The sequence below is a fragment of the Nocardia miyunensis NBRC 108239 genome (assembly GCF_001613065.1).
Taxonomy (GTDB): Bacteria; Actinomycetota; Actinomycetes; order Mycobacteriales; family Mycobacteriaceae; genus Nocardia; species Nocardia miyunensis.
On the sequence record NZ_BDBQ01000028.1, the window covers coordinates 56,739 to 76,713 of the forward strand.

The window sequence follows — 19,975 nt, forward strand, 5'->3', positions numbered from 1 at the left end:
CCCGTGAGCGAGCTGACCAGTGAATCGGTGACATCGGAGGTATCCGGTAGCGGGATCAGCGCGGCCACCGGCGACGAGCGGCTGCAGTGGCAGGAGCTCGCCGAGCAGGTCCGCGAACACCAGTTCCGCTACTACGTGCGCGATGCGCCGATCATCTCCGACGGCGAGTTCGACGCGCTTTTCCAGCGTCTGCTGGCCCTCGAGGAGGCGCATCCGGATCTACGTGCCCCCGATTCTCCGACGCAGCTGGTCGGTGGCGGTTTCGCCACCGATTTCACCGCGGTCGACCACCTCGAGCGCATGCTCTCGCTGGACAACGTGTTCGACGCCGAGGAGATGCGCACCTGGATCAGCCGGGTGGAGGCCGAGACCGGCCCGGGCATCCACTACGTCTGCGAGGTGAAGATCGACGGCGTCGCGCTCAACCTCGTCTACGAGAACGGGCGGCTGGTGCGCGGTGCGACCCGGGGCGACGGCCGCACCGGTGAGGACGTCACGCTCAACGCCCGCACCATCGAGGACATCCCCACCGAGCTCACCCCCACGACGGAGTTCCCGGTCCCCGCGCTGCTCGAGGTGCGCGGCGAGGTGTACTTCCGGCTCGAGGACTTCGAGAATCTCAACGCCGCCATAGTCGCGGAAGGCAAAGCGCCGTACGCGAATCCGCGCAATACCGCCGCGGGTTCACTGCGGCAGAAGGATCCGGCGGTGACCGCTCGGCGGCGGCTGCGGATGATCTGCCACGGCTTCGGTCGCATGGAGGGTTTCAGCCCGGCCTCGCAGTACGAGGCGTATCAGGCGCTGGTGGCGTGGGGACTGCCGGTCTCCGCGCACACCGTGCGGGTGCGGGGCGCCGATGCGGTGCTCGAGCGCGTCGCGTACTGGGGTGAGCATCGGCACGATATCGAGCACGAGATCGACGGCCAGGTCGTCAAGATCGATGAGATCGCCCTGCAACGCAGACTCGGCTCGACCTCCCGTGCCCCGCGCTGGGCGATCGCCTACAAATATCCGCCGGAGGAAGCCACCACCAAACTTCGCGACATCCAGGTCAACGTCGGCCGCACCGGCCGGGTCACCCCGTTCGCGGTGATGGAACCGGTCTCCATCGCGGGCTCCACCGTCGCGATGGCCACCCTGCACAATGCCGCCGAGGTCGTCCGCAAGGGCGTGCTGATCGGCGATACCGTGACCATCCGCAAGGCCGGTGACGTCATCCCCGAGGTGCTCGGGCCGGTGGTCGATATGCGCGACGGGTCCGAGCGCGCGTTCGTGATGCCGACGCACTGCCCCGAATGCGCCACCGAGCTGGCGCCCGAGAAGGAGGGCGACGCCGATATCCGCTGTCCGAATCAGCGGCACTGTCCGGCGCAGCTGCGCGAGCGGGTGTTCCACATGGCCGGGCGCGGCGCGTTCGACATCGAATCCCTCGGCTACGAGGCCGCGGTCGATCTGCTCAAATCCGGTGTCATCGCCGACGAGGGCGACCTGTTCGACCTGTCCGAGGAAAAGCTGCTCACCACAACGCTTTTCGTCAACAAGGACGGCAGCCTCTCGGCCAACGGCCGCCGCCTGCTGCAGAACCTGGATTCGGCGAAGGACCGTCCGCTGTGGCGGGTTCTGGTGGCATTGTCCATCCGGCACGTCGGGCCGACCGCGGCGCGCGCCCTGGCGGCCGAACTCGGCAGTATGGAGCGTATCGAGCAGGCCTCGGGCGAGGAGCTGGCCGCGGTCGACGGCGTCGGCCCCACCATCGCGGCGGCGCTGATCGAATGGTTCACCGTCGACTGGCATCGCGCCATCGTCGAGAAATGGCGTGCCGCGGGCGTGCGCATGCAGGACGAGCGCGACGCCTCCATCGAACGCAATCTCGAGGGTCTGTCGATCGTGGTCACCGGTTCGCTGCAAGGCTTTTCGCGTGACGAGGCCAAGGAGGCCATCCTGGTGCGCGGTGGCAAGGCGGCCGGATCGGTCTCGAAGAAGACGGCCTTCGTCGTCATCGGCGACGCGCCCGGTTCCAAGGCGGCCAAGGCCGAGGAACTCGGCGTGCCTATCCTGGACGAGGACGGATTCCGCACGTTGCTCGAGAGCGGCCCCGAGGCGGTGACACCACAACCGGATGCGGATGAGAGCGAGGACGAGGAATGAGCCGGGGACAGTCCGCGGAAACCACGCCCGAACGCAGCAGAGCCGAACTCGCGCCGGAGATCGAGATCCGTCCGGTGCGGGAGGAGGAGTTCGCCGACGTCGGCGCGCTGACCGTCGGCATCTACGTCGGCGAAGGGCATATACACCCCGAAAGCCTCTATGTCGCAGAGCTTTTCGATACGGCCAAGCGTGCGCGTGCGGCGGAAGTGCTGGTCGCCTCGCGCGCGGGTGAGGTGCTCGGTTCGGTGACGATCGCGCGTCCGAAGACGCCTTTCGCCGATATCGCCCGGCCGGGCGAGCTGGAGTTCCGGATGCTCGCGGTCGATCCGCGGGCCCGCGGCGGCGGTATCGGAGCCGCCCTCGTCCGCGCGGTCATCGAGACCGCTCGTGTGGAGGATTTCGAGGCGGTGATTCTCACGACCATGCCCGGCATGGCCGACGCCCGCCGCATCTACGACCGAATCGGCTTCTCCCATGTGCCCGAACGGGATTGGGTGACCGATACGGGCACGGCACTGACGGTCATGCGTCTGGCGTTGTAGCCCTTCGCATTTCGGCGTCAGCCCAGGACGGTGGCGACGATGCCGGATAGATAACCCAGCCGGGCGATCTCGGAAGGGCGGAAGTCGGGTCCGCCGGGACGCCCGAGCATCAGCACCTTGCCGGTGTTGCCGAGTGGTGCGGCGGCCAGCTTGGTGTCCATATCCTTCCAGATCTGCGGCACCCAGTCGGCCTCGCCGTCGAGGGCGACCGGCTTCTCCAGGGGCATCCAGGGAGCCGATGCCGCCTGGGTCTCGGGTGCGCTCTGGCTGCCGACCAGCCGATACGCACCCTGCGGACCCATATCCAGGACCGTGCTCCAGCCGACGCGCAGCACCCGCGGCACCCCGTCGACGAGCACCTGTAATCGGTCGTCGCGCGCTCCGGCGACCTGGTCGATCAACTCGAGTTCGCGATGCGTGTCCAGCACCCCCGAATACGGGCGCAGGGAATCGACGCGAACGTCCTCGAGCGATTCGGCCGCGGTGATCAGCGTGTCGGGTAGCGCGCCGGGGGTGACCTCGACGACGATGTCGTCGACGGCGTAACCGGCCCCGCGGTCGACTACGTCGAGCGAGAGAATGTCCGCGCCTACCGAGCCCAAGGCGACAGCGAGAGATCCGAGACTTCCTGGGCGATCCGGAAGTTGCACGCGGAGCAGAAATGACACGTGCTTTCCTTCCTTCCTGTGCGACCGAAACTTTCGGACGGATACCCGGGCCTGGTCATGTTTACACCCGTGATGGCAGGTAATCGACTCGAATTATCCGTGGTGGGGGATTCCACTCGCATTGTGAGCCGAATCGACCGGTTCGTGCCACCTGAAGCAGGGCGGACGTTGAGCGGTCAACCAAATGTCCGCTAGGGGCCAGGTTTGAAAGCGTTCCGGCCCGATACCGCGGAGCGACGGAGCGCGGCGGAGGCCGGGATATCGGCTCCTGTGCGCGGGGCGTGCGGGCCGACTCGCTAGGCTATCGGTGTCAACCGGCGCGATCGTTTCGATGCCGGACCTGTTCAACGCTCGAACCTGCCGAAAGGGGTCCCGCGGTGCCCGCCATCTCCCGCGACGAGGTTGCACACCTCGCCCGGTTGTCCCGGCTCGCTCTGACCGACGAAGAGCTCGACCTGTATGCGGGCCAGTTGGATTCGATCCTGAGCCACGTGCAGGTGATCTCGCAGGTCGCCGCCGATGTTCCCGCCACCGCGGCGCCGAATCCGACCACGAATGTGACTCGTGCGGACGTTCCGGTGGACTGCCTGACTCCCGACGAGGCGCTCTCGGGCGCTCCGGCGATCGACGAGCAGCGGTTCCAGGTTCCGCAGATTCTGGGGGAGGGCGAATGAGCCAGGCCGATCTGACCCGGCTGTCCGCGGCCGAGCTGGCGGAGAAGATCCACGCCCGCGAGGTGTCCTCGGTGCAGGTCACCGAGGCGCATCTGCAGCGCATCGCCGAGGTGGACGGGGAGTTCAACGCCTTCCTGCACGTCGCGGGTGAGCAGGCGCTGCTGACCGCGGCCGAGGTGGATCGCGCGATCGCCGGTGGCGAGGTGGCCTCGGCGCTGGCCGGTGTACCGCTCGCGCTGAAGGACGTGTTCACCACCACCGATATGCCCACCACCTGCGGGTCGAAGATCCTCGAGGGCTGGGTGTCCCCGTACGACGCGACGGTGACGAGCAAGCTGCGCGCGGCGGGCATCCCGATCGTCGGCAAGACCAATATGGACGAATTCGCCATGGGTTCGTCGACGGAGAACTCCGCCTACGGCCCGACCCGCAACCCGTGGGACACCGAGCGGATTCCGGGCGGTTCGGGCGGTGGTTCGGCGGCCGCGCTCGCCTCGTACCAGGCCCCGCTGGCCATCGGCACCGACACCGGCGGATCGATTCGCCAGCCCGCCGCGGTGACCGCGACCGTGGGCACGAAGCCGACCTACGGCACGGTGTCGCGATACGGCCTGGTCGCATGTGCGTCGTCGCTGGACCAGGGGGGTCCGTGCGGTCGCACGGTCCTGGACACCGCGCTGCTGCACGAGGTCATCGCCGGATACGACCCGCGGGATTCGACATCGCGCAACGTCGCGGTGCCCGATGTGGTGACCGCGGCTCGCGAAGGGGCGCGGGGGGATCTGCGCGGTGTGAAGGTCGGTGTGGTCAAGGAGCTGCACTCGGACAGCTATCAGCCCGGGGTGCTGTCCTCTTTCGACGCCGCCGTCGCCACGCTGAAGGATCTCGGTGCGGACGTGCTGGAGGTGTCGTGCCCGAACTTCGAGCACGCGCTGCCCGCCTACTACCTGATCCTGCCCAGTGAGGTGTCCTCGAACCTGGCGCGTTTCGACGCGATGCGGTACGGACTGCGCGTCGGCGACGACGGTCAGCACAGCGCGGAACAGGTCATGGCCGCGACCCGCGAGGCCGGATTCGGCCCGGAGGTCAAGCGCCGCATCATGATCGGCACCTACGCGCTGTCGGCCGGATATTACGACGCGTTCTACGGCAAGGCCCTCAAGGTGCGCACCCTGATCGCTCAGGACTTCGACCGCGCCTACGAGCAGGTCGACGTCCTGGTCTCGCCGACCAGCCCGTTCACCCCCTGGAAGCTGGGGGAGAAGGTCAACGATCCGCTGGCCATGTACCTGTCCGACCTGTGCACCCTGCCGACCAACCTGGCCGGGCACTGTGCCATGTCGGTCCCCTCGGGCTTGAGTCCGGACGACAACCTCCCGGTCGGCCTGCAGATCATGGCCCCGGCCCTCGCCGACGATCGCCTGTACCGCGTGGCTGCGGCCTACGAGGCAGCGCGCGGCCCGATCGCCTGATCCCGCAAGGGGTTTCGGCGAGCTGGTGCGTGGTCCGATTGCGCTGTCCCGCAAGGGATTTCGTTCTCGCTGCTCGCGAGCGGCGGTAAAGTCGGTGGTTGGCGCCTGAGGCCGGATTCGGCCTCAGGCGGCTCGTCGTCGTCGAGCGGCCGCATCGCACAGAGTCGCTCGGCGATCGACAAGCTCGCGCGCCCGGACACGACCGGCGGCACATGCTGGTTCCTCCCTTCGGCGACACATCGATCGGCAGTGCACGGACGGCTGCTTGCGCGTATTGCTGACGTGGCAGTGCGCGGATGTCGAGGTCATCGAGTCGCCAGGGCGGACAGAGCTGTTCGGTGATCGCCCGCGACAGCGCGTTGTTCACGTGTGCGACCTCGGCATGCGTGATGATCTGTGCGGCAACGTAAATCGGCGTGTCCGATACTCCCTGCCGGGGGATTGTCCGGCCATGTCTCTCATTTTGTGGTGTTGCCGCTCGGGTTTTCGTCGGACCTCGGCGAATGGTTCGATGACGGGGTTGTGCTGCCGTTGGGCGCATCGCTGCCAGAAGTGCCGGCGGTCGGCAGACCGGCGGTGGATACGCCGAGTACAGCGGCCAGGGCCTCGATCAGCGCCTGGGAAGGGTGGCGACGGTGGCCCGTGTAGAGCATGGACAGGTATCCGGCCGAGACCGGATATCCCGCCCGCGTCATCATCCGCTGCAATCCACGCGGCCCCAGGCGCACGCCGTTGGCGCTTTCCCACCGTGCGATCGCCGCACCGAACCATTCGGTGAACACTCTCGGACACCCCCTGCGCGGCTGAGTATCAGCCTATCTGACATGTGTACCTGTCAGATTATGGCATGGCAGAGTGTTGCACGGAGAAAGTCGACCGGAAAGAAGGATTTTATCGATGGCAGGCGGATCCGGCCGTGGTACCGGCCGACGCTATTCCGGCATGTCCGCCGACGAGCGCACCCGCGTCCGTCGTGCCGCGATCCTCGATGCCGCGCTGGAACTGTTCGGCACCAATGGTTTTGCGGCAACCTCGGTCAAACAGATCTGTGTCGCGGCGGGGTTGACCGAACGCTATTTCTACGAGTCGTTCCGTGATCGCCAGGCTGCCCTCGCCGGGCTGTACGGCGCGTTGGTCACCGAGTTGCGCGGGGTGACCGAGACCGCGATCACCACGGCGGGCGGCGATATCGCGGTGGCCGCACGCGGGGGGCTGGGTGCGTTCATCGGTTATCTGACCGAGGATCCGCGCCGCGCGCGCATCGTGCTCATCGAGGTCGTCGGCGTCTCACCCGAGATCGAGGAACTGCGCCACGGAGTGTTGCGCGCATTCGCCGATCTGATCGTCGCGGTGTGGGCGGAGCAGCCGGGTGTCGACCTCTCCGACGAGCGGCCCCAGCTGACCGCGGTCGCCCTGGCGGGCGGGGTGAACAATCTGCTGGTCGACTGGATGATGACCGGCATGCGGCAGTCGCCACAGATGCTGACCCAGGTGTGCGCGACGTTGTTTCTCGCTGCCCTGGCGGGTCTGAACGACACGGCCTAGCCGGCCGGTCCTCGTCCACGGTCTCGCTCACTGCTGTGTAATACTGGCGGCCGAGTTTTGACATGAAAGCATGTCAGATTTATTCGTGGTGTGAGGAGGTCCGATGGGTTCGGCGAAGGAAGCGCCACGCCGCGTGATCGCGGTGACCGGTGCGGCCCGGGGGATCGGCCTGGCGATCGCCGAGCGCCTGAGCGCGACGGGAAACCGCATCGCGATCGGCGACCTGGATGCTGCCGCCGCGGTTGCCGTCGCCGCCCGATTGCCCGGTGAGGCAGCGGGATTCCCGCTCGACGTCACCGATTCCGCGTCGTTCCGAAGTTTCCTGGACGCGGTCGAAGCGCAATGGGGCCCGATCGACGTCCTGGTCAACAACGCCGGAGTGATGTGGGTCGGATCGTTCGACGAGGAACCCGAACAGGCGACACACCGCCAGCTCGAGGTCAACCTGCACGGCGTCATCCGCGGAGTGCGCCTGACCGCGCCCCGGATGCGAGCCCGAGGTCGCGGGCATGTCGTCACCGTTGCCTCGGCGGCCGCCAAACTGGCTCCCCCGGGCGAGGCCACCTACGCGGCGACCAAGCACGGCGTGTACGGATACCTGAGTGCCGTCCGCGCCGAATTGCGCGGCAGCGGAGTCGAATTGTCCGTGGTGATGCCGACGGTGGTCGACACCGCGCTCGCCGCGGGCACGTCCTCCGGCGCGGTCGCCATGCTCACCCCCGACGACATCGCGAAAACCGTGGCCGCCGTCATCGCCCGTCCTCGATTCGAGGTCACCGTCCCGCGATACGTCAATCCGCTGGTCCGTGTGGTCGGCCTGCTACCCGACGCCCTGCGCGCGGCGTTGTACCGCCGGATGGTGCCCGATCAGGTCGCCGCGCTCAGTGAGAATCGGTCCGCCCGTGCGCAATACGAGCGCACGGCGGTCACCGCCGAGGATCGACCGGGCGAACGGTGACCTCAGCCGCAGGTCCCCAGTGCGGTGCCCTGGTCGGCGCCGTAGCGGTGGCCGTGGCCCGGGGTGGGGGTGAGGGCGGAGAGCAGGTCGGCGCTGGTTTGGACGAAGGTGATGACCGGGATCCACGGCGGGTGTGGGGCGTCCGGGTGGGTGTCGGTGAGATCCGGTGTGTGCCAAAGTAATTCGTGTGACCACTGGACGACCGGATCGGAGGAGTTGGCCAGGATGCGTGCGGCGGCGTGGTGAACGCGGTCGGCGGGTGGGCCGGCCCACAGGGCGGCGCAGACGCGGTGGCGCTGGTCGGCGTCGTCGGTGAAGACCGAGCTTCCGGCGGTCGCGCCCAGGCTCTGACCGTAGATGTACAGGCGCGGTGGATGTTTCAGGTCGGACAGTCGTCGTTCCACGGCGGTGAAGAGGACCCGTTGCGACTGTTCCGCGGCTCGGCGGCCGAACAGGTAGCCGACCCAGCTCGGTGCGTCGGAATACTGCACGGCGACCATGGCGACGTCTCCGGCGAATCGCCGGGCCAGGCCGGTTACCGCGTGCTCGTCGACCCAGCCCGATCCGGTCGGGGCCATGACGACGAGATTCGAGCGATCCAGCCCGCCCGACCGTTCGAGTTCGCGGATCGCCAGGGCAACACGGGAATTCAGGTCGGGCGCCGAACCCAGGCTCGCGTAGACCCGCACCGATCGTCCCGCGTCGGCGGACATGAATTTGCGTCCTTGCGTTCCCAGTGCGGACCAGTCGACCGCCGATTCGCCGCTCCCCGAAAGGCTTTCGGAGATCGTCCGCGCACTGGCTGAATCCGTCGGCGCATCGGCTCGCGCGTCGGCGGTCCGCCGGTCATCGGCCATCGCGGGCATGAGCGCGATCTGGATCGCGAGCGCCGCGACAATCGTCAGCGCGACGTTCCGCGCCCGGGTAGCCCGTCGAACGATCCACCGCAGTGCGCGAGCGCACCCGATCAGCGCAACCGTCACCAGCAGAGCCGTAAGAGCGCATTCGAGCCAGTAACCGGCACCCACGTCCGGCAACCCCATGGCCGCACGCAACCGGTTCTGCCACCATTCGGCCCGCACCGCCGCCAGCGCCACCATCAGCGCGCACCCGGCCGCGACAGCGACTCGAACCCGGCGCTTCTGCGAACCAGAGCGGGTGTGCCGCAATATTATTCGCACTCCAGCGCTCACGCTGAGAAACAACGTCACGAGTACTCCGGTGAGCAGCCCCTGTGCGATCGGAGTCCGAGGAAGCAGCCCGGGGGCCAGTGAAACCATCGTCCCCAACGTCGCCGCAACCGCAGTGCCCGTGCGCGGCATCGGAAAACGCCCAGGCTCCGGGTCACCTTCGGACTCGCTACCGATTCGAACGTGAGCAGTAGATACGATCATCGAAACCCTCTGTATCCGTTGCGAATTCGCCACCCTGCGGGTGCCGCCGACAGGAATGGATCGCCTTTCCGAGCGCGATCGCCTTTGTCCGAGACGGGTAGTCGACCCCCGCTCCGGATGACGTTCTGTTCGCGCCGGATCGACCGGCCGCGCGGCGGGATCTGCCCCGTTGCTCGGGTACGGCCTGCGGCGACTGTTCGCACAACATCCCCTTGCCCCGTGAGCGCCGCCCACCGGCGAATCTGTCGATGTTCGGAATTTCCTTGTCGCCCACCGAATTCCGGATTGTCTTCAGGTGCCCTGGCAGCGACAGTTGTCAGTGCGGGGCAGTAGCGATTCGCTCGGCCGCAGCCGCATGGCGCGCACCTGGCGAGCCTGGTTGCGTATCCGGTGAAGGTGCCGACACGTCCGGAATTCATCGCGTCGTCTCGGCGCGATCGGGCGGGGTCGGGTTTCGTCGCCGCCTGCCACGCACTATCTCGGTGACGAGCAGTGCGACGGCGCTGAGTACCAGGGCGGCGGGTGCGCCGACGACGAGGAATTGGTGGCCGAGGTGTTCGCCTGCGAGCCGGATGCCGAGCAGATGCTCGGGGCGGGGTGTCGCGTAGTTCTGGCGACGGGAGTTCAGGTCCACGGCGGTTCCGGCGACGGTGGCCATCGTCCGGCACCCGGTCCGGCGCAGACCGTGGCGGTCTTCGCAGGCGGCCAGCATGCGCTGCTCGAGGACGGCATCGATCGCCTGTCGTGCCCACGTCCCCAGCGGCTGTCCGTGATCGTCGGCATAACGCAGCAGGTCGTACCCGAGATCGTGCGCCTGGCACGCGGTACGGAATTCCGCGGGCAACCGCACCGGCGAGGAGCAATCGCCGCCCGGATCCACCAGCAGCCCGTCGGCCAGCACCGGCCGATACCCACGCTCAGCGGCGAAATCCGCAGGCAGCACAACATTTCCCGGATGCGCCCCGGTCAACTCCGTCACAGCCGCCCGAGCCACGGAATTCTCCCCACCCACGGCCCCCACCGCCGCCCCGGCAACCGGCTGCGCGACGACGAACGCCACCATCACCCCGAGCGCACCGAGCCCGGCCAGCACGCGCCGCGATCTCATCGCGCGGCCCCGGGACCCGGCGATGAGTCCCGGAGCGGATGCCTGGACGCTCGATGGACGTGGTGGTTCGGTGTCCTTGTGGTCGCCATCGTTCAGCGTCCGCGTCGATCCCGAGTCGTCCCGCGAGTCCGGTACCCCGACTACGTCCGTGGTTCCGGAGCTGATGGTCAGTTCGGGAGCGGATGCCTGGTCGCTCGATCGTTGGGGTGACTCCGCGTCCGCGTGGTCGCCATCGTTCGGCGCGGTCGTCGATCCCGAGCTGCGTGGTGATGGTTCCTGCGATCTGCTGGCGGGCGTTGGGATGTATTCGTGTGAGGGCAGATCGTGGGCGCTGTCCTGTCGTGAGTTCGGTGACTTGTATCCGGATGCCCGTTGTCTGGGAGCTGGTACACGAACGCCGTGCGGCGACGTAGCGGGCGAAATCGTCGCAGTTCCAGTAGTCGACTCCGATGACGCTGGCGTGCAACGGGATTCGCGCCGAACGAACGTAGTTTCGTGGTCTCGGCCGGGTTCCGGGAACACAGATCCCGTGAGTGCGGGGCCGACGTTCTGCGGGGTTTCGGCAGGGGGCTCGCTCATGTCGTGAACGTATGAATTCGGCTGCGAATCGGGCCTCACGCTGGGGGCCTGTTCGTGGGCGGGCGTACCGGGGGAGTCGGGGGAGCGTCTCGTACCGGGGTAGGGGTGCGAATTCACTCGCGGGTATGACGGAATCGGGTGGACGGGGTTTCTAGGGTCATGGGTATGGCTCGGATGGTGCGGATGCTGGCGCGCACGGCGCGGGATCCGAAACGGATGCGGTTGTGGTTCGACGTATTCGTCGGGGTGGTGGCCGCGATCATGTTCTCGGTGGCCTGGCCGACGTTGCATCTGACGCATCAGGTGCCCGCGGCGGCGCAGCCGTTCATCGCGGGGCTGGCGGCGCTGCCACTGGTGCTGGTGCGGGTGAATCCAGCTCTGGGATGGGCGATTTCGGCGGGTTCGGCACTGCTGATCGCGCTGGCGATTCCACATCAGGCGGGTAGTCATCTGCCGTTCCAGGTCGTGCACATCCTGGTGTTCTTCCCGCTGCTGTTCGCGGTCGCGGTGCGCGCGCAGATGCAGATCGTGCTGGTCGCCTGGGTGTCCTCGGCGCTGCTGTTCGCCACGACGATGGCGGGGGCGGACGAGTCGGTCGCCTCCTCGGCCTTCGGCTGGCCGATCGCGATGACGGGTCTGGTCCTTTTCGGTCTGCTGGTGCGCTGGCTGGTGCTCTCCCGTCGCGCACTGGTCGAGCAGGAGGAGGTCAGCGAGCTCGAGCGGGCCCGCCGGACCGTGCTCGAGGAGAAGGCGCGCATCGCCCGCGATCTGCACGACGTCGTCGCGCACCACATGTCCATGGTGGTGGTGCAGGCACAGACCGCGCCCTACCGGATTTCGGACGTATCACCTTCCGCGCGTGCGGAATTCGAGTCGATCGGCGCATCGGCCCGGGACGCGCTCAACGAAGTCCGCAGCATGCTGGGCGTGCTGCGCAGCGACGGGCAGCTGCCCGATCACGCACCGCAACCCGCGGCCGCCGACGTCCTCCCACTGCTCGAGGGCGCGCGCCGGGCCGGCGTCCCGATCGACTGGACCGTCGAGGGCCCCCTGCACACCGTCTCCGACACGGTCGGCCTGGCGCTGTACCGGATCGTGCAGGAATCGCTGTCCAACGCCTCGCGTCACGCCCCGCACGCGGCCGTGCGGGCGAGTCTGATCGTCCGGACCGAGATCGTGGACCTGCTCGTCGTCAATGCCCCTGGCGAATCACCGGCCGATGGAACCCCCGGAACCGGGATCGCCGGGATGCGCGCCCGTGCGGAGGCCATCGGCGGAACCCTCACCGCCGAACCGCGCCCCGACGGCGGATTCCAAGTCTGCGCCAGATTTCCGTCGGCTCCGTCCGCCATCGCCGCACCCTTCGCCGAGTAGTAGGCCGGGGATCGGGGATGCGCGACGCTGGGACGGTCCACTACGGGCCGCGAATCCGATCGATCCGGCGTGGTCGACGCGTGCACGTCGGGATCGATCCGGAAACCGGCGAAGACCCGGCCGAAAAACGCTTCGACCAGGGGCATGGGCGGTCGTCCGGTAGACCGTCGGGTAGTGCGGCAGCGCCGGTTCGCCACGGACTCGGAGGTGGCGCGAATGTGCCCGGGAACTGGTGCGGCGTACCGATGGCGCGCATGGGAGACTCGTCACGATGCTCACCTACTTCCAAGCCATCGTGATCGGTGCGCTGCAAGGCGTCACCGAGTTGTTCCCCATCTCCAGTCTCGGTCATTCGGTGCTGGTCCCGGCGTGGATCGGCGGCAGCTGGCAAGAGTTGGTCACCCAGGGGGATGCCAAGTCGGGCACGCCCTACCTGGCATTCGTGGTCGCCCTGCACGTCGCGACGGCGATCGCGCTACTGGGGTACTACTGGCGGGACTGGCGCGACATCATCATCGGATTCGTGCAGACCCTGCGCACCCGCCGCATCGAGACCTCCACGCAGCGGCTGGCCTGGCTCATCGTCATCGCGACCATCCCGGTCGGCATCCTGGGCCTGGTTCTGGAGCATCCGCTGCGGACACTCTTCGCCACCCCGATCTACGCGAGCATCTTCCTCATGCTCAACGGCGTGGTGCTGATCGTCGGCGAGGGTCTGCGCCGCCGCAACGCGCCGTCGCTGTCGGATTACGGACGCAAATTCGCCGAGGAGGAGGCGCGGAGCTCCGGCCACGGCGATGTGCTGACCGAGGAGCATCTCGCCTCGGACGAACGTCTCGCGGCCCTGAGCGTGAAGGATGCGCTCGGCATCGGCCTGGCCCAGTCCGGTGCGCTGCTGGCCGGATTCAGCCGCTCGGGTCTGACCATGATCGGCGGTCTGCTGCGCGGACTCGACCACGAGGACACCGCGAAATTCGCCTTCCTGCTGGCCACGCCGGTGATTCTGGCCGCGGGCGTGCTCAAGCTGCCCGAACTGGCCGGTCCGCAGGGACGCGGCATCATCGGCCAAGCCGTGGTCGGCGCGATCGTCGCCGGTCTGGCCGCGTGGTTCGCGGTGCGCTTCCTGGAACGCTTCTTCAAGACCCGCACGATGCTGCCGTTCGCGGTGTACTGCATCGTCGCGGGCCTGCTGTCGATCATCCGATTCGCCTGAGGCCGTACCAGTGCCCATCACCGTGTTGATCGCCGACGACCAGGCGATGGTCCGGCAGGGCTTCGGCGCGCTGCTGGCCGCTCAGTCCGATATCAGCGTCATCGGTGACGCGGCGAATGGGCAGATCGCGGTGTCCGAAGCGAAACGCCTGCGTCCCGACGTGGTGCTGATGGATGTGCGCATGCCGGAGATGAACGGCCTGGACGCCGCCCGTGCCATCCTCGCCGCCGGATTCGATCCGCCGGTGCGGGTGCTGATGCTCACCACCTTCGATATCGACGACTACGTGTACGAGGCATTGAGCCTGGGAGCCAGCGGGTTTCTGCTCAAGGACGCTCCGGCCGAGGAACTCGTGCGCGCGGTGCGGGTCGTCGCCGACGGCCAGGCGCTGCTCGCGCCGACGGTGACCAGGCGGCTCATCGCCGACGTCACCCGCCGACGCGCCCGTCGCAACCCGTCCCCGGCACTGAACGCGCTCACCCCGCGCGAACGCGAGGTACTCGAACTCATCGCCCGCGGTATGTCCAACAACGAGATCGCCGAGTCCCTGTTCGTGGCGGAACAGACCGTGAAAACGCATGTCTCGAAGGTGTTTTCGAAGCTGGACCTGCGTGACCGCGCGCAGGCGGTGGTCCTGGCCTACGAATCGGGTCTGGTGACGCCGGGCTGAGGTTTTCCGGGCGGGAAGTTCCGAGCGGGGAGTGCGGAGTCCAGGTCGAGTAGGATGCGCGTGGCATCGACTCATACCGCCTCCCCGCGTATGCCGGGGATGAGCCCGTAGCCGGAAGGGGGTCGTAGGTGTTGCGCAGCGGTGACGTGTTCGCCGGTTTCTCCGTCGAACGCCTCCTCGGCCAGGGCGGCATGGGTTCGGTCTATCTGGCGCGGCATCCGCGACTGCAACGGCAGACCGCGCTGAAGCTGTTGAACCGAGAACTGTTCGCGGATGCGGAGATTCGCGCGCGCTTCGAGCGTGAGGCCGATCTCGTCGCGCAGCTCGATCACCCGAATATCGTGGCCGTCTACGATCGCGGCGTCGAGGACGAGCAGCTGTGGATCAGCATGCAGTACATCGACGGGGTCGACGCGGCCACGGTGAATCCGCATACGCTGCCGCCCGAGCGCGCGGTGCAGATCATCGAGGGTGTCGCTGCCGCACTGGATTACGCGCACAGCAACGGTGTGCTGCACCGGGATGTCAAGCCCGCCAACATCATGCTCGGCCGCGATACCAATGGTAAGGGCGAGCGGGTCTATCTCACCGACTTCGGCATCGCCCGGTTGCGGGAGGATTCCACCCATCTCACGCAGGCCGGAATGTTCACCGCGACTCTGGCTTATGCCTCGCCCGAGCAGATGACCGGCTCACCGCTGGACAACCATTCGGACCAGTACGCGCTGGGGTGTGCACTGTACTGGCTGCTCAGCGGGACCGGGCCGTTCGATTCGGAGGATCCGAACGAGCTGATCCACGGTCATCTGCAATTGCCGCTGCCGCCGGTGAGCGCGCGCCGGCCCGGGGTGAATCCGGCGATGGATCTGGTGCTCGCGCGGGCGATGGCCAAGCGGGCTCCCGATCGGTTCGCCAGTTGTGCGGAATTCGCCGCGGCGGCAAAGCAAGCGCTGACCGCGCCCGTTCCGGTTCCGCCGCCCGTCGCCACGGTGCCGCCCGGCGCTGTGCGTCCGGGGGTTCCGCTCGCGCCCGTCGGGGTTCCGCCTGCCGGGCAGCCGATGAATGGTCATCGGGTGCAGGCGCCCGCGTCGCCCGGCCCGCCTCCGGTGCCTCCGCCCGGTGGATTTTCGCCGAATCCCGCTGTGCCGCAACCAGTTTCGAGGCATACGTCGAATCTGCTGCTGTGGAGCGTGCTCGGTGTGGTCGCCCTGTTGATCGTGGCCGGTCTGGGATTCTTCGCGCTTTCCGGTGGTTCGCATCCCGGGCCGAATGCCAAAGCTCCCGCGACCGGGTCGGGCGCGGCCCCGACAACGCGGCCATCCGATCCGGTCACCGAGGTCGAGCAGTCCTTTCCGACCCTGCTGCCCCAGGGCGGATCGAATACCGGGGACGCCTACCAGGGCCGGGTGTCCTGTCAGCGGAGTCAGCTCGGCCAGCCCGGCAAGGTGTTGGAGAGCGACCCGGCGACGAGCGTGGTCCGGCGCACCGATCCGCTCGCCTCGGCGAACTGGCTCGGCGCATGGGAGTGCACCTCGCGCCTGACCTCGCTCAGCTACGCCATCGCGGTCTTCGACAGTCCCGCCGCCGCCCAGGCCGCCCTGGCCGCGGCCCCCACGTCGGGCGGCACCACCGGCAGCAAGGGCGACACGTCCTTCACCGTCCGCAACTGGATCGTTCCGCAGAGTATGCAGACCGAGACCGCCGAAATGCTCGTCTCCTTCGAATCCGATCCCGCACTGTCGAATACGCTGCTGTACGCGTACGACACCGGCCCGGTGGAGATGATGGCCGACACCCCCGCGCACGAAGTGCTCGCCAGGTGGTGGGATCAGACCCCGCTGTAAACGCCCGCCGGAAACTAGGCAGGTCGGACGGGGTGACGCGGCTGCGGCTCGACGTATCTTGGTGCGGTGATGTATCCAGTGCGCACTATCACCGTCGATATCGACCGATCGTTCGACAACGTCGCGGATTTCCTCGCCGAGCCGACCAACTTTCCGCGCTGGGCGACCGGTTTGTCCGCCGGTCTCGAACCGGGCTCGCCGAGCGCCGGCGCCGAGCCCGGCGAGTGGGTCGCGGCCTCGCCGCAGGGCACGGCCTTCGTCCGCTTCAGCCCGCCCAACGCGTTCGGCGTGGCCGATCACCGGGTCCGCATGCGGGACGGCTCGATCGTCGACATCCCGTTGCGCGCAATACGCAACGGCGACGGAACAACGATCGCGTTCACGCTGTTCCGCCTGCCCGATATGGATGACGAGCGTTTCGAGTCGGACAGCGACTGGGTGCGTCGCGACTTGGCTGCGTTGAAAGCGCTGCTGGAGATGTAGGCGCGGTTCTCGCTCGCCGCGACCAGCCCGGCCGTTGGTTCACACGACTTGGCGGTTTCCGAAATATCTGCAGCAGTTCAGTGTTGAACAGATCGTTTGCCGCGTTCGGATTCCGGGACCTTTGCCCGACGGCAGCGGCCCGAGATGGGAGAAGGAATGACGATCGGGAATGTGCTGAACCTGTCCGCCGATGAAGTTTTGACCACTACGCGTTCGGTGCGCAAGCGGCTGGATCTCGAGAAGCCGGTGCCGCGCGAGGTGTTGACGGAGTGTCTCGAGTTGGCGTTGCAGGCGCCGACGGGTTCGAATTCCCAACGCTGGCAGTGGGTATTCGTCGAGGACGCCGAACGGAAGCGGGCGCTGGCCGAGATCTACCGGACCAACGCGACCCCGTACCTCGACGCGCCGAAACCCGCGTTCGGCGACGAGCGCGATCTGCGGCAGCCCCACGTGGCCGACTCGGCCAGGTACCTCAACGACCATCTCCACGAGGTTCCGGTCATGTTGATCCCGTGCCTCGAGGGCCGAGTGGACAACACCCCGGGTACGTCGAGCGCGGGTTTCTGGGGTTCGTTGTTGCCCGCGGTGTGGAGTTTCATGCTGGCGCTCCGCTCGCGCGGGCTGGGTTCGGCGTGGACGACGCTGCATTTGGTCGGTGATGGCGAAAGGCAGGCCGCCGACCTTCTCGGCATCCCGTACGACCGGTACAGCCAAGGCGGGCTGTTCCCGATCGGCTACACGCAGGGCACCGACTTCCGGCCCGCGAAACGCCTCCCGGCCGACCAGCTCACCCACTGGAACAGCTGGTAGGCCACAGCGATCACGGAGCTGCCGCCATCGGCTGAGGTGCTGGAGACGATGCGGTACACATCGCCACGATCCTGTATGACGGGTTGCGTTGCGGCGCAACGAAACAGCTAACATCGGCCCAGTACTGGTGAGATGCCATGTGCCGCAGGCCATATACGCGGCCGGAACGTAATCCGGGTGCGGCTGAACAGCGGTGCGGTGTGTTCGTCCCACTCGGGCTAGGTTCGAGCCCATGAGTGAGACTCCTCGCCTTCCCGGGCCGGCCTTGGCCGATGCCGATTGGTTGGTGGCCTCCGCACTGGCGGTCGGTGCCGAGCGCGGCTTCCCGCCACTGGCGGTGGCCGTCACCGATGTGAGCGGCGCCGTGATCGTCTTGCGGCGTGCGGACGGAGGCATGCCGATGACGAGCCGCATCGCTGTGGCCAAGGCGCGCAGCGCATTACTGGCGATGCAGCCATCGGGCCGGATCCAGCTGCCGGACGCGATCGTCGGCAGTATCCAGCACCTTCACGGCGGTGACTTCATTCCGTTTGCCGGTGGCGTCCTGGTGACCGATGACGGGGTGGTCCTCGGCGCGGTGGGGGCTTCAGGGGCTCATGCCAAGGAGGACGAGGAGGCCGTGCAGACGGCCGTCGACCGGTGGCACCGATACCGGATGAACGACGTGGACGCGTAGACCAGGAGAGATATCTTCTTCTGCTGTGCCCGCGTTCGGAAGGCGGAATCGGTGTGTTTCGCTGCCGCTAAGGGGCGGTGAACCAGTGACACGACATAGATGTCGTGTAATATATTGACATGACCAACACGCAACCCACCCTGGTTTTCATTCCCTGCTTCTCCGGCGCCCCCTGGAGCGTCGATCAACTCGCCCCTTACGGTGATCTGCCGGTGCGCACCCTGCGCCTGCCCGAAGGCGTCGCCGACATGGAGGACTACGCCGATCATGTCGCCGTCGCGGTGGCCGACCTGGACGACTACGTGCTCGTCGGTGACTCCTTCGGCGCGAACATCGCCCTCGCGCTGGCCGTGCGACAGCCCGCGGGTCTGCGCGCGCTGGTGATGTCGGGCGGCTTCGCCGCCGACCCGGTCTCGTCGGCGCCATGGAAGGCGCTGATGCGCACCATGGGCAAGCTGCGTGGACCGCTGTACCGGCAGATGGTGCTGCGCGCCCACGCGCACCGGCTGGCCTCGCCCTTCGACGGCGAAGGCCAAACCCCGTGGAACGCGGCGCACAGTCGAAAGCTGTTCCTGGACAACACCCCTGCCTCCTCGTTCGGCGCGCGGGTGGTTGCGGCGCTGAACGCCGACTACGTCGCCGCCCTGCCCCGCGTGCAGGTGCCCACCCTGATCATCACCCCCGAGCATGACGAGCTCATCGGTGAAGAGGCCGCCACGATCATGCGGGAGGGCATCCCCGATTCCCGCGAAGTGGTGTTGCCGCGCACCGGTCACATGTTCCGGTTCTCCCACCCGGCCACCTACGCCGGTGTGGTGCGGACCTTCCTCGCCGAAACCGTCACCGACGCGATGCCGGGCCATGCGGCGCGCTGAACATCTGCGCTTCGCGATCCTGGCCGCTCAACGCGAAGGCAACAGACTGCTCGCCCAAGCGCTCAAACCGCACGGCATCACCCCCTCGCAGGCCGAGGTGCTGCGCCTGCTGCAACAACGAGGTCCCTTGTCGCTCAATGGAATCGGGCAATTACTGATCTGTGAGAGCGGCAACAGTCCCAGCAGACTCGTCGACCGCTTGGTGGCCCTCGGCCTGGTCGATCGCCGCACGGCCACCGAGGACCGCCGCCACGTGGAAATCAGCCTCACCCCCGAAGGCAACCGAGTCGCAACGGCGGTCCACGAGGTCGAACAAAACCTCTACGCCATGATCGACGCCGTCGCCGAGGGGCACGACACCGATGCCCTGCTCGGCTTCGTCCACAGCTTCGTCGACGACCTACCCTCCGGACAGGCACTGGCCCGACGCCTCGACGAGGAATGACAACCGCCCCGGCACTTCCAACTGGTGGGCGACACCTACCGCGCATCGGCGTGAGCGTGCGGTCGGTAGGCGCGGCGGGTCGGGCGACGGCTGACAACCGCCCCGCGCCTCCAACTCGTTGACGCCGCGCGCCTGCCGCGCATTGGCGTGAGCGCACGGTCGCTCGGTGCGCCGAGTCCGGATGACGGCTGACAATCACCCCGAACATCCAACTCGTGGGCGATACGCACCTGCTACGCATTGGCGTGAGCGTGCAGTGGGTCGGCGCGTGGAGTCGGACGACGGCTGGCAACCGACCCGGCACGTCCAACTTGTGGGCGATACGTGCCTCCCGCGTCTCGGTGTGAGCGTGGGGTCGGTCGGCGCGCCGAGTCCGGACGACGGCTGACAGTTACCCCGCACGTCCAACTTGTGGGCGATGCGCACCTGCCGCGCATTGGCGTGAGCGTGCGGTGCGTCGGCGCGCGGAGTCGGATGACGGCTGGCAACCGACTCGG

At 67.6% G+C, this 19,975-nt stretch carries 19 protein-coding genes; 15 read left to right on the forward strand and 4 right to left on the reverse strand.

The window, feature by feature from the left end:
- Window positions 1-27 precede the first annotated feature (27 nt).
- Window positions 28-2,148, forward strand: coding sequence for an NAD-dependent DNA ligase LigA (ligA, locus tag NM2_RS11430; RefSeq protein ID WP_067667553.1), 2,121 nt, complete (start codon window positions 28-30; stop codon window positions 2,146-2,148).
- Window positions 2,145-2,690, forward strand: coding sequence for a GNAT family N-acetyltransferase (locus tag NM2_RS11435; RefSeq protein ID WP_084530771.1), 546 nt, complete (start codon window positions 2,145-2,147; stop codon window positions 2,688-2,690). The genes ligA and NM2_RS11435 overlap by 4 nt, the downstream gene beginning before the upstream one ends.
- Before the next feature lie 17 nt (window positions 2,691-2,707).
- Here NM2_RS11435 and NM2_RS11440 read toward each other — a convergent pair whose 3' ends face one another.
- Complete coding sequence (locus tag NM2_RS11440) at window positions 2,708-3,358, reverse strand: ACT domain-containing protein (RefSeq protein WP_067667432.1); 651 nt, start codon at window positions 3,356-3,358, stop codon at window positions 2,708-2,710.
- 377 nt (window positions 3,359-3,735) lie between these two features.
- On the opposite strand from NM2_RS11440, the gene gatC reads away from it, so the two are divergent.
- Together gatC and gatA are read left to right on the forward strand one after the other, a co-directional pair.
- Entirely contained in the window at window positions 3,736-4,032 is a 297-nt protein-coding gene (gatC, locus tag NM2_RS11445; RefSeq protein WP_067667434.1) for an Asp-tRNA(Asn)/Glu-tRNA(Gln) amidotransferase subunit GatC, read from the forward strand.
- The gene (gene gatA / locus NM2_RS11450; RefSeq protein ID WP_067667436.1) at window positions 4,029-5,504 is read left to right on the forward strand and encodes an Asp-tRNA(Asn)/Glu-tRNA(Gln) amidotransferase subunit GatA; all 1,476 of its coding nucleotides are present in this window, start codon (window positions 4,029-4,031) and stop codon (window positions 5,502-5,504) included. Before gatC ends, gatA begins: the two co-directional genes overlap by 4 nt.
- A 458-nt stretch (window positions 5,505-5,962) precedes the next feature.
- Here gatA and NM2_RS11455 read toward each other — a convergent pair whose 3' ends face one another.
- Window positions 5,963-6,286: a transcriptional regulator gene (locus NM2_RS11455; RefSeq protein WP_067667438.1), complete on the reverse strand. Its 324-nt coding sequence runs from the start codon at window positions 6,284-6,286 to the stop codon at window positions 5,963-5,965.
- 115 nt (window positions 6,287-6,401) lie between these two features.
- Between NM2_RS11455 and NM2_RS11460 the strand changes: the two genes are divergently transcribed.
- Window positions 6,402-7,049, forward strand: a complete 648-nt coding sequence (locus NM2_RS11460; RefSeq protein ID WP_067667440.1) for a TetR/AcrR family transcriptional regulator — start codon at window positions 6,402-6,404, stop codon at window positions 7,047-7,049.
- Between the two features lie 103 nt (window positions 7,050-7,152).
- Window positions 7,153-8,007, forward strand: a complete 855-nt coding sequence (locus NM2_RS11465; RefSeq protein WP_067667442.1) for an SDR family oxidoreductase — start codon at window positions 7,153-7,155, stop codon at window positions 8,005-8,007.
- A gap of 2 nt (window positions 8,008-8,009) precedes the next feature.
- Here NM2_RS11465 and NM2_RS11470 read toward each other — a convergent pair whose 3' ends face one another.
- Complete coding sequence (locus tag NM2_RS11470) at window positions 8,010-9,287, reverse strand: alpha/beta-hydrolase family protein (protein WP_245717960.1); 1,278 nt, start codon at window positions 9,285-9,287, stop codon at window positions 8,010-8,012.
- Between the two features lie 529 nt (window positions 9,288-9,816).
- Window positions 9,817-10,509, reverse strand: coding sequence for a hypothetical protein (locus NM2_RS11475; protein ID WP_067667446.1), 693 nt, complete (start codon window positions 10,507-10,509; stop codon window positions 9,817-9,819).
- 744 nt (window positions 10,510-11,253) lie between these two features.
- On the opposite strand from NM2_RS11475, the gene NM2_RS11480 reads away from it, so the two are divergent.
- The 9 genes from NM2_RS11480 (at window position 11,254) to NM2_RS11520 (ending at window position 19,478) form a co-directional block, all read left to right on the forward strand.
- On the forward strand, window positions 11,254-12,462 hold the full coding sequence (locus tag NM2_RS11480) for a sensor histidine kinase (protein WP_067667448.1): 1,209 nt from the start codon (window positions 11,254-11,256) through the stop codon (window positions 12,460-12,462).
- Window positions 12,463-12,733: 271 nt separating this feature from the next.
- Window positions 12,734-13,675: an undecaprenyl-diphosphate phosphatase gene (locus tag NM2_RS11485; RefSeq protein WP_067667450.1), complete on the forward strand. Its 942-nt coding sequence runs from the start codon at window positions 12,734-12,736 to the stop codon at window positions 13,673-13,675.
- A gap of 10 nt (window positions 13,676-13,685) precedes the next feature.
- The gene (locus tag NM2_RS11490; protein ID WP_067667452.1) at window positions 13,686-14,345 is read left to right on the forward strand and encodes a response regulator; all 660 of its coding nucleotides are present in this window, start codon (window positions 13,686-13,688) and stop codon (window positions 14,343-14,345) included.
- Between the two features lie 128 nt (window positions 14,346-14,473).
- Window positions 14,474-16,189, forward strand: a complete 1,716-nt coding sequence (locus NM2_RS47385) for a serine/threonine-protein kinase (RefSeq protein WP_084530774.1) — start codon at window positions 14,474-14,476, stop codon at window positions 16,187-16,189.
- A gap of 69 nt (window positions 16,190-16,258) precedes the next feature.
- Window positions 16,259-16,672, forward strand: a complete 414-nt coding sequence (locus NM2_RS11500) for an SRPBCC family protein (RefSeq protein ID WP_218025897.1) — start codon at window positions 16,259-16,261, stop codon at window positions 16,670-16,672.
- Window positions 16,673-16,828: 156 nt separating this feature from the next.
- Window positions 16,829-17,482: a nitroreductase family protein gene (locus NM2_RS11505; RefSeq protein ID WP_067667458.1), complete on the forward strand. Its 654-nt coding sequence runs from the start codon at window positions 16,829-16,831 to the stop codon at window positions 17,480-17,482.
- A 232-nt stretch (window positions 17,483-17,714) separates the two neighbouring features.
- Entirely contained in the window at window positions 17,715-18,158 is a 444-nt protein-coding gene (locus NM2_RS11510; RefSeq protein WP_157121038.1) for a GlcG/HbpS family heme-binding protein, read from the forward strand.
- A gap of 119 nt (window positions 18,159-18,277) precedes the next feature.
- Window positions 18,278-19,033, forward strand: coding sequence for an alpha/beta fold hydrolase (locus NM2_RS11515; RefSeq protein WP_067667462.1), 756 nt, complete (start codon window positions 18,278-18,280; stop codon window positions 19,031-19,033).
- The gene (locus NM2_RS11520) at window positions 19,020-19,478 is read left to right on the forward strand and encodes a MarR family winged helix-turn-helix transcriptional regulator (protein WP_084530776.1); all 459 of its coding nucleotides are present in this window, start codon (window positions 19,020-19,022) and stop codon (window positions 19,476-19,478) included. Before NM2_RS11515 ends, NM2_RS11520 begins: the two co-directional genes overlap by 14 nt.
- Window positions 19,479-19,975 lie beyond the last annotated feature (497 nt).

Coding starts and splice junctions, on each gene's coding strand:
- NM2_RS11435 (WP_084530771.1), top strand. CDS start 2,145: ATGAGCCGGGGACAGTCCGCGGAAACCACGCCCGAACGCAGCAGAGCC.
- NM2_RS11465 (WP_067667442.1), top strand. CDS start 7,153: ATGGGTTCGGCGAAGGAAGCGCCACGCCGCGTGATCGCGGTGACCGGT.
- NM2_RS11475 (WP_067667446.1), bottom strand. CDS start 10,509: ATGAGATCGCGGCGCGTGCTGGCCGGGCTCGGTGCGCTCGGGGTGATG.
- NM2_RS11470 (WP_245717960.1), bottom strand. CDS start 9,287: ATGGTTTCACTGGCCCCCGGGCTGCTTCCTCGGACTCCGATCGCACAG.
- NM2_RS11520 (WP_084530776.1), top strand. CDS start 19,020: ATGCGGCGCGCTGAACATCTGCGCTTCGCGATCCTGGCCGCTCAACGC.
- NM2_RS11505 (WP_067667458.1), top strand. CDS start 16,829: ATGACGATCGGGAATGTGCTGAACCTGTCCGCCGATGAAGTTTTGACC.
- NM2_RS11485 (WP_067667450.1), top strand. CDS start 12,734: ATGCTCACCTACTTCCAAGCCATCGTGATCGGTGCGCTGCAAGGCGTC.
- gatA (WP_067667436.1), top strand. CDS start 4,029: ATGAGCCAGGCCGATCTGACCCGGCTGTCCGCGGCCGAGCTGGCGGAG.
- NM2_RS11510 (WP_157121038.1), top strand. CDS start 17,715: ATGAGTGAGACTCCTCGCCTTCCCGGGCCGGCCTTGGCCGATGCCGAT.
- NM2_RS11515 (WP_067667462.1), top strand. CDS start 18,278: ATGACCAACACGCAACCCACCCTGGTTTTCATTCCCTGCTTCTCCGGC.
- NM2_RS11460 (WP_067667440.1), top strand. CDS start 6,402: ATGGCAGGCGGATCCGGCCGTGGTACCGGCCGACGCTATTCCGGCATG.
- NM2_RS11480 (WP_067667448.1), top strand. CDS start 11,254: ATGGCTCGGATGGTGCGGATGCTGGCGCGCACGGCGCGGGATCCGAAA.
- NM2_RS11500 (WP_218025897.1), top strand. CDS start 16,259: ATGTATCCAGTGCGCACTATCACCGTCGATATCGACCGATCGTTCGAC.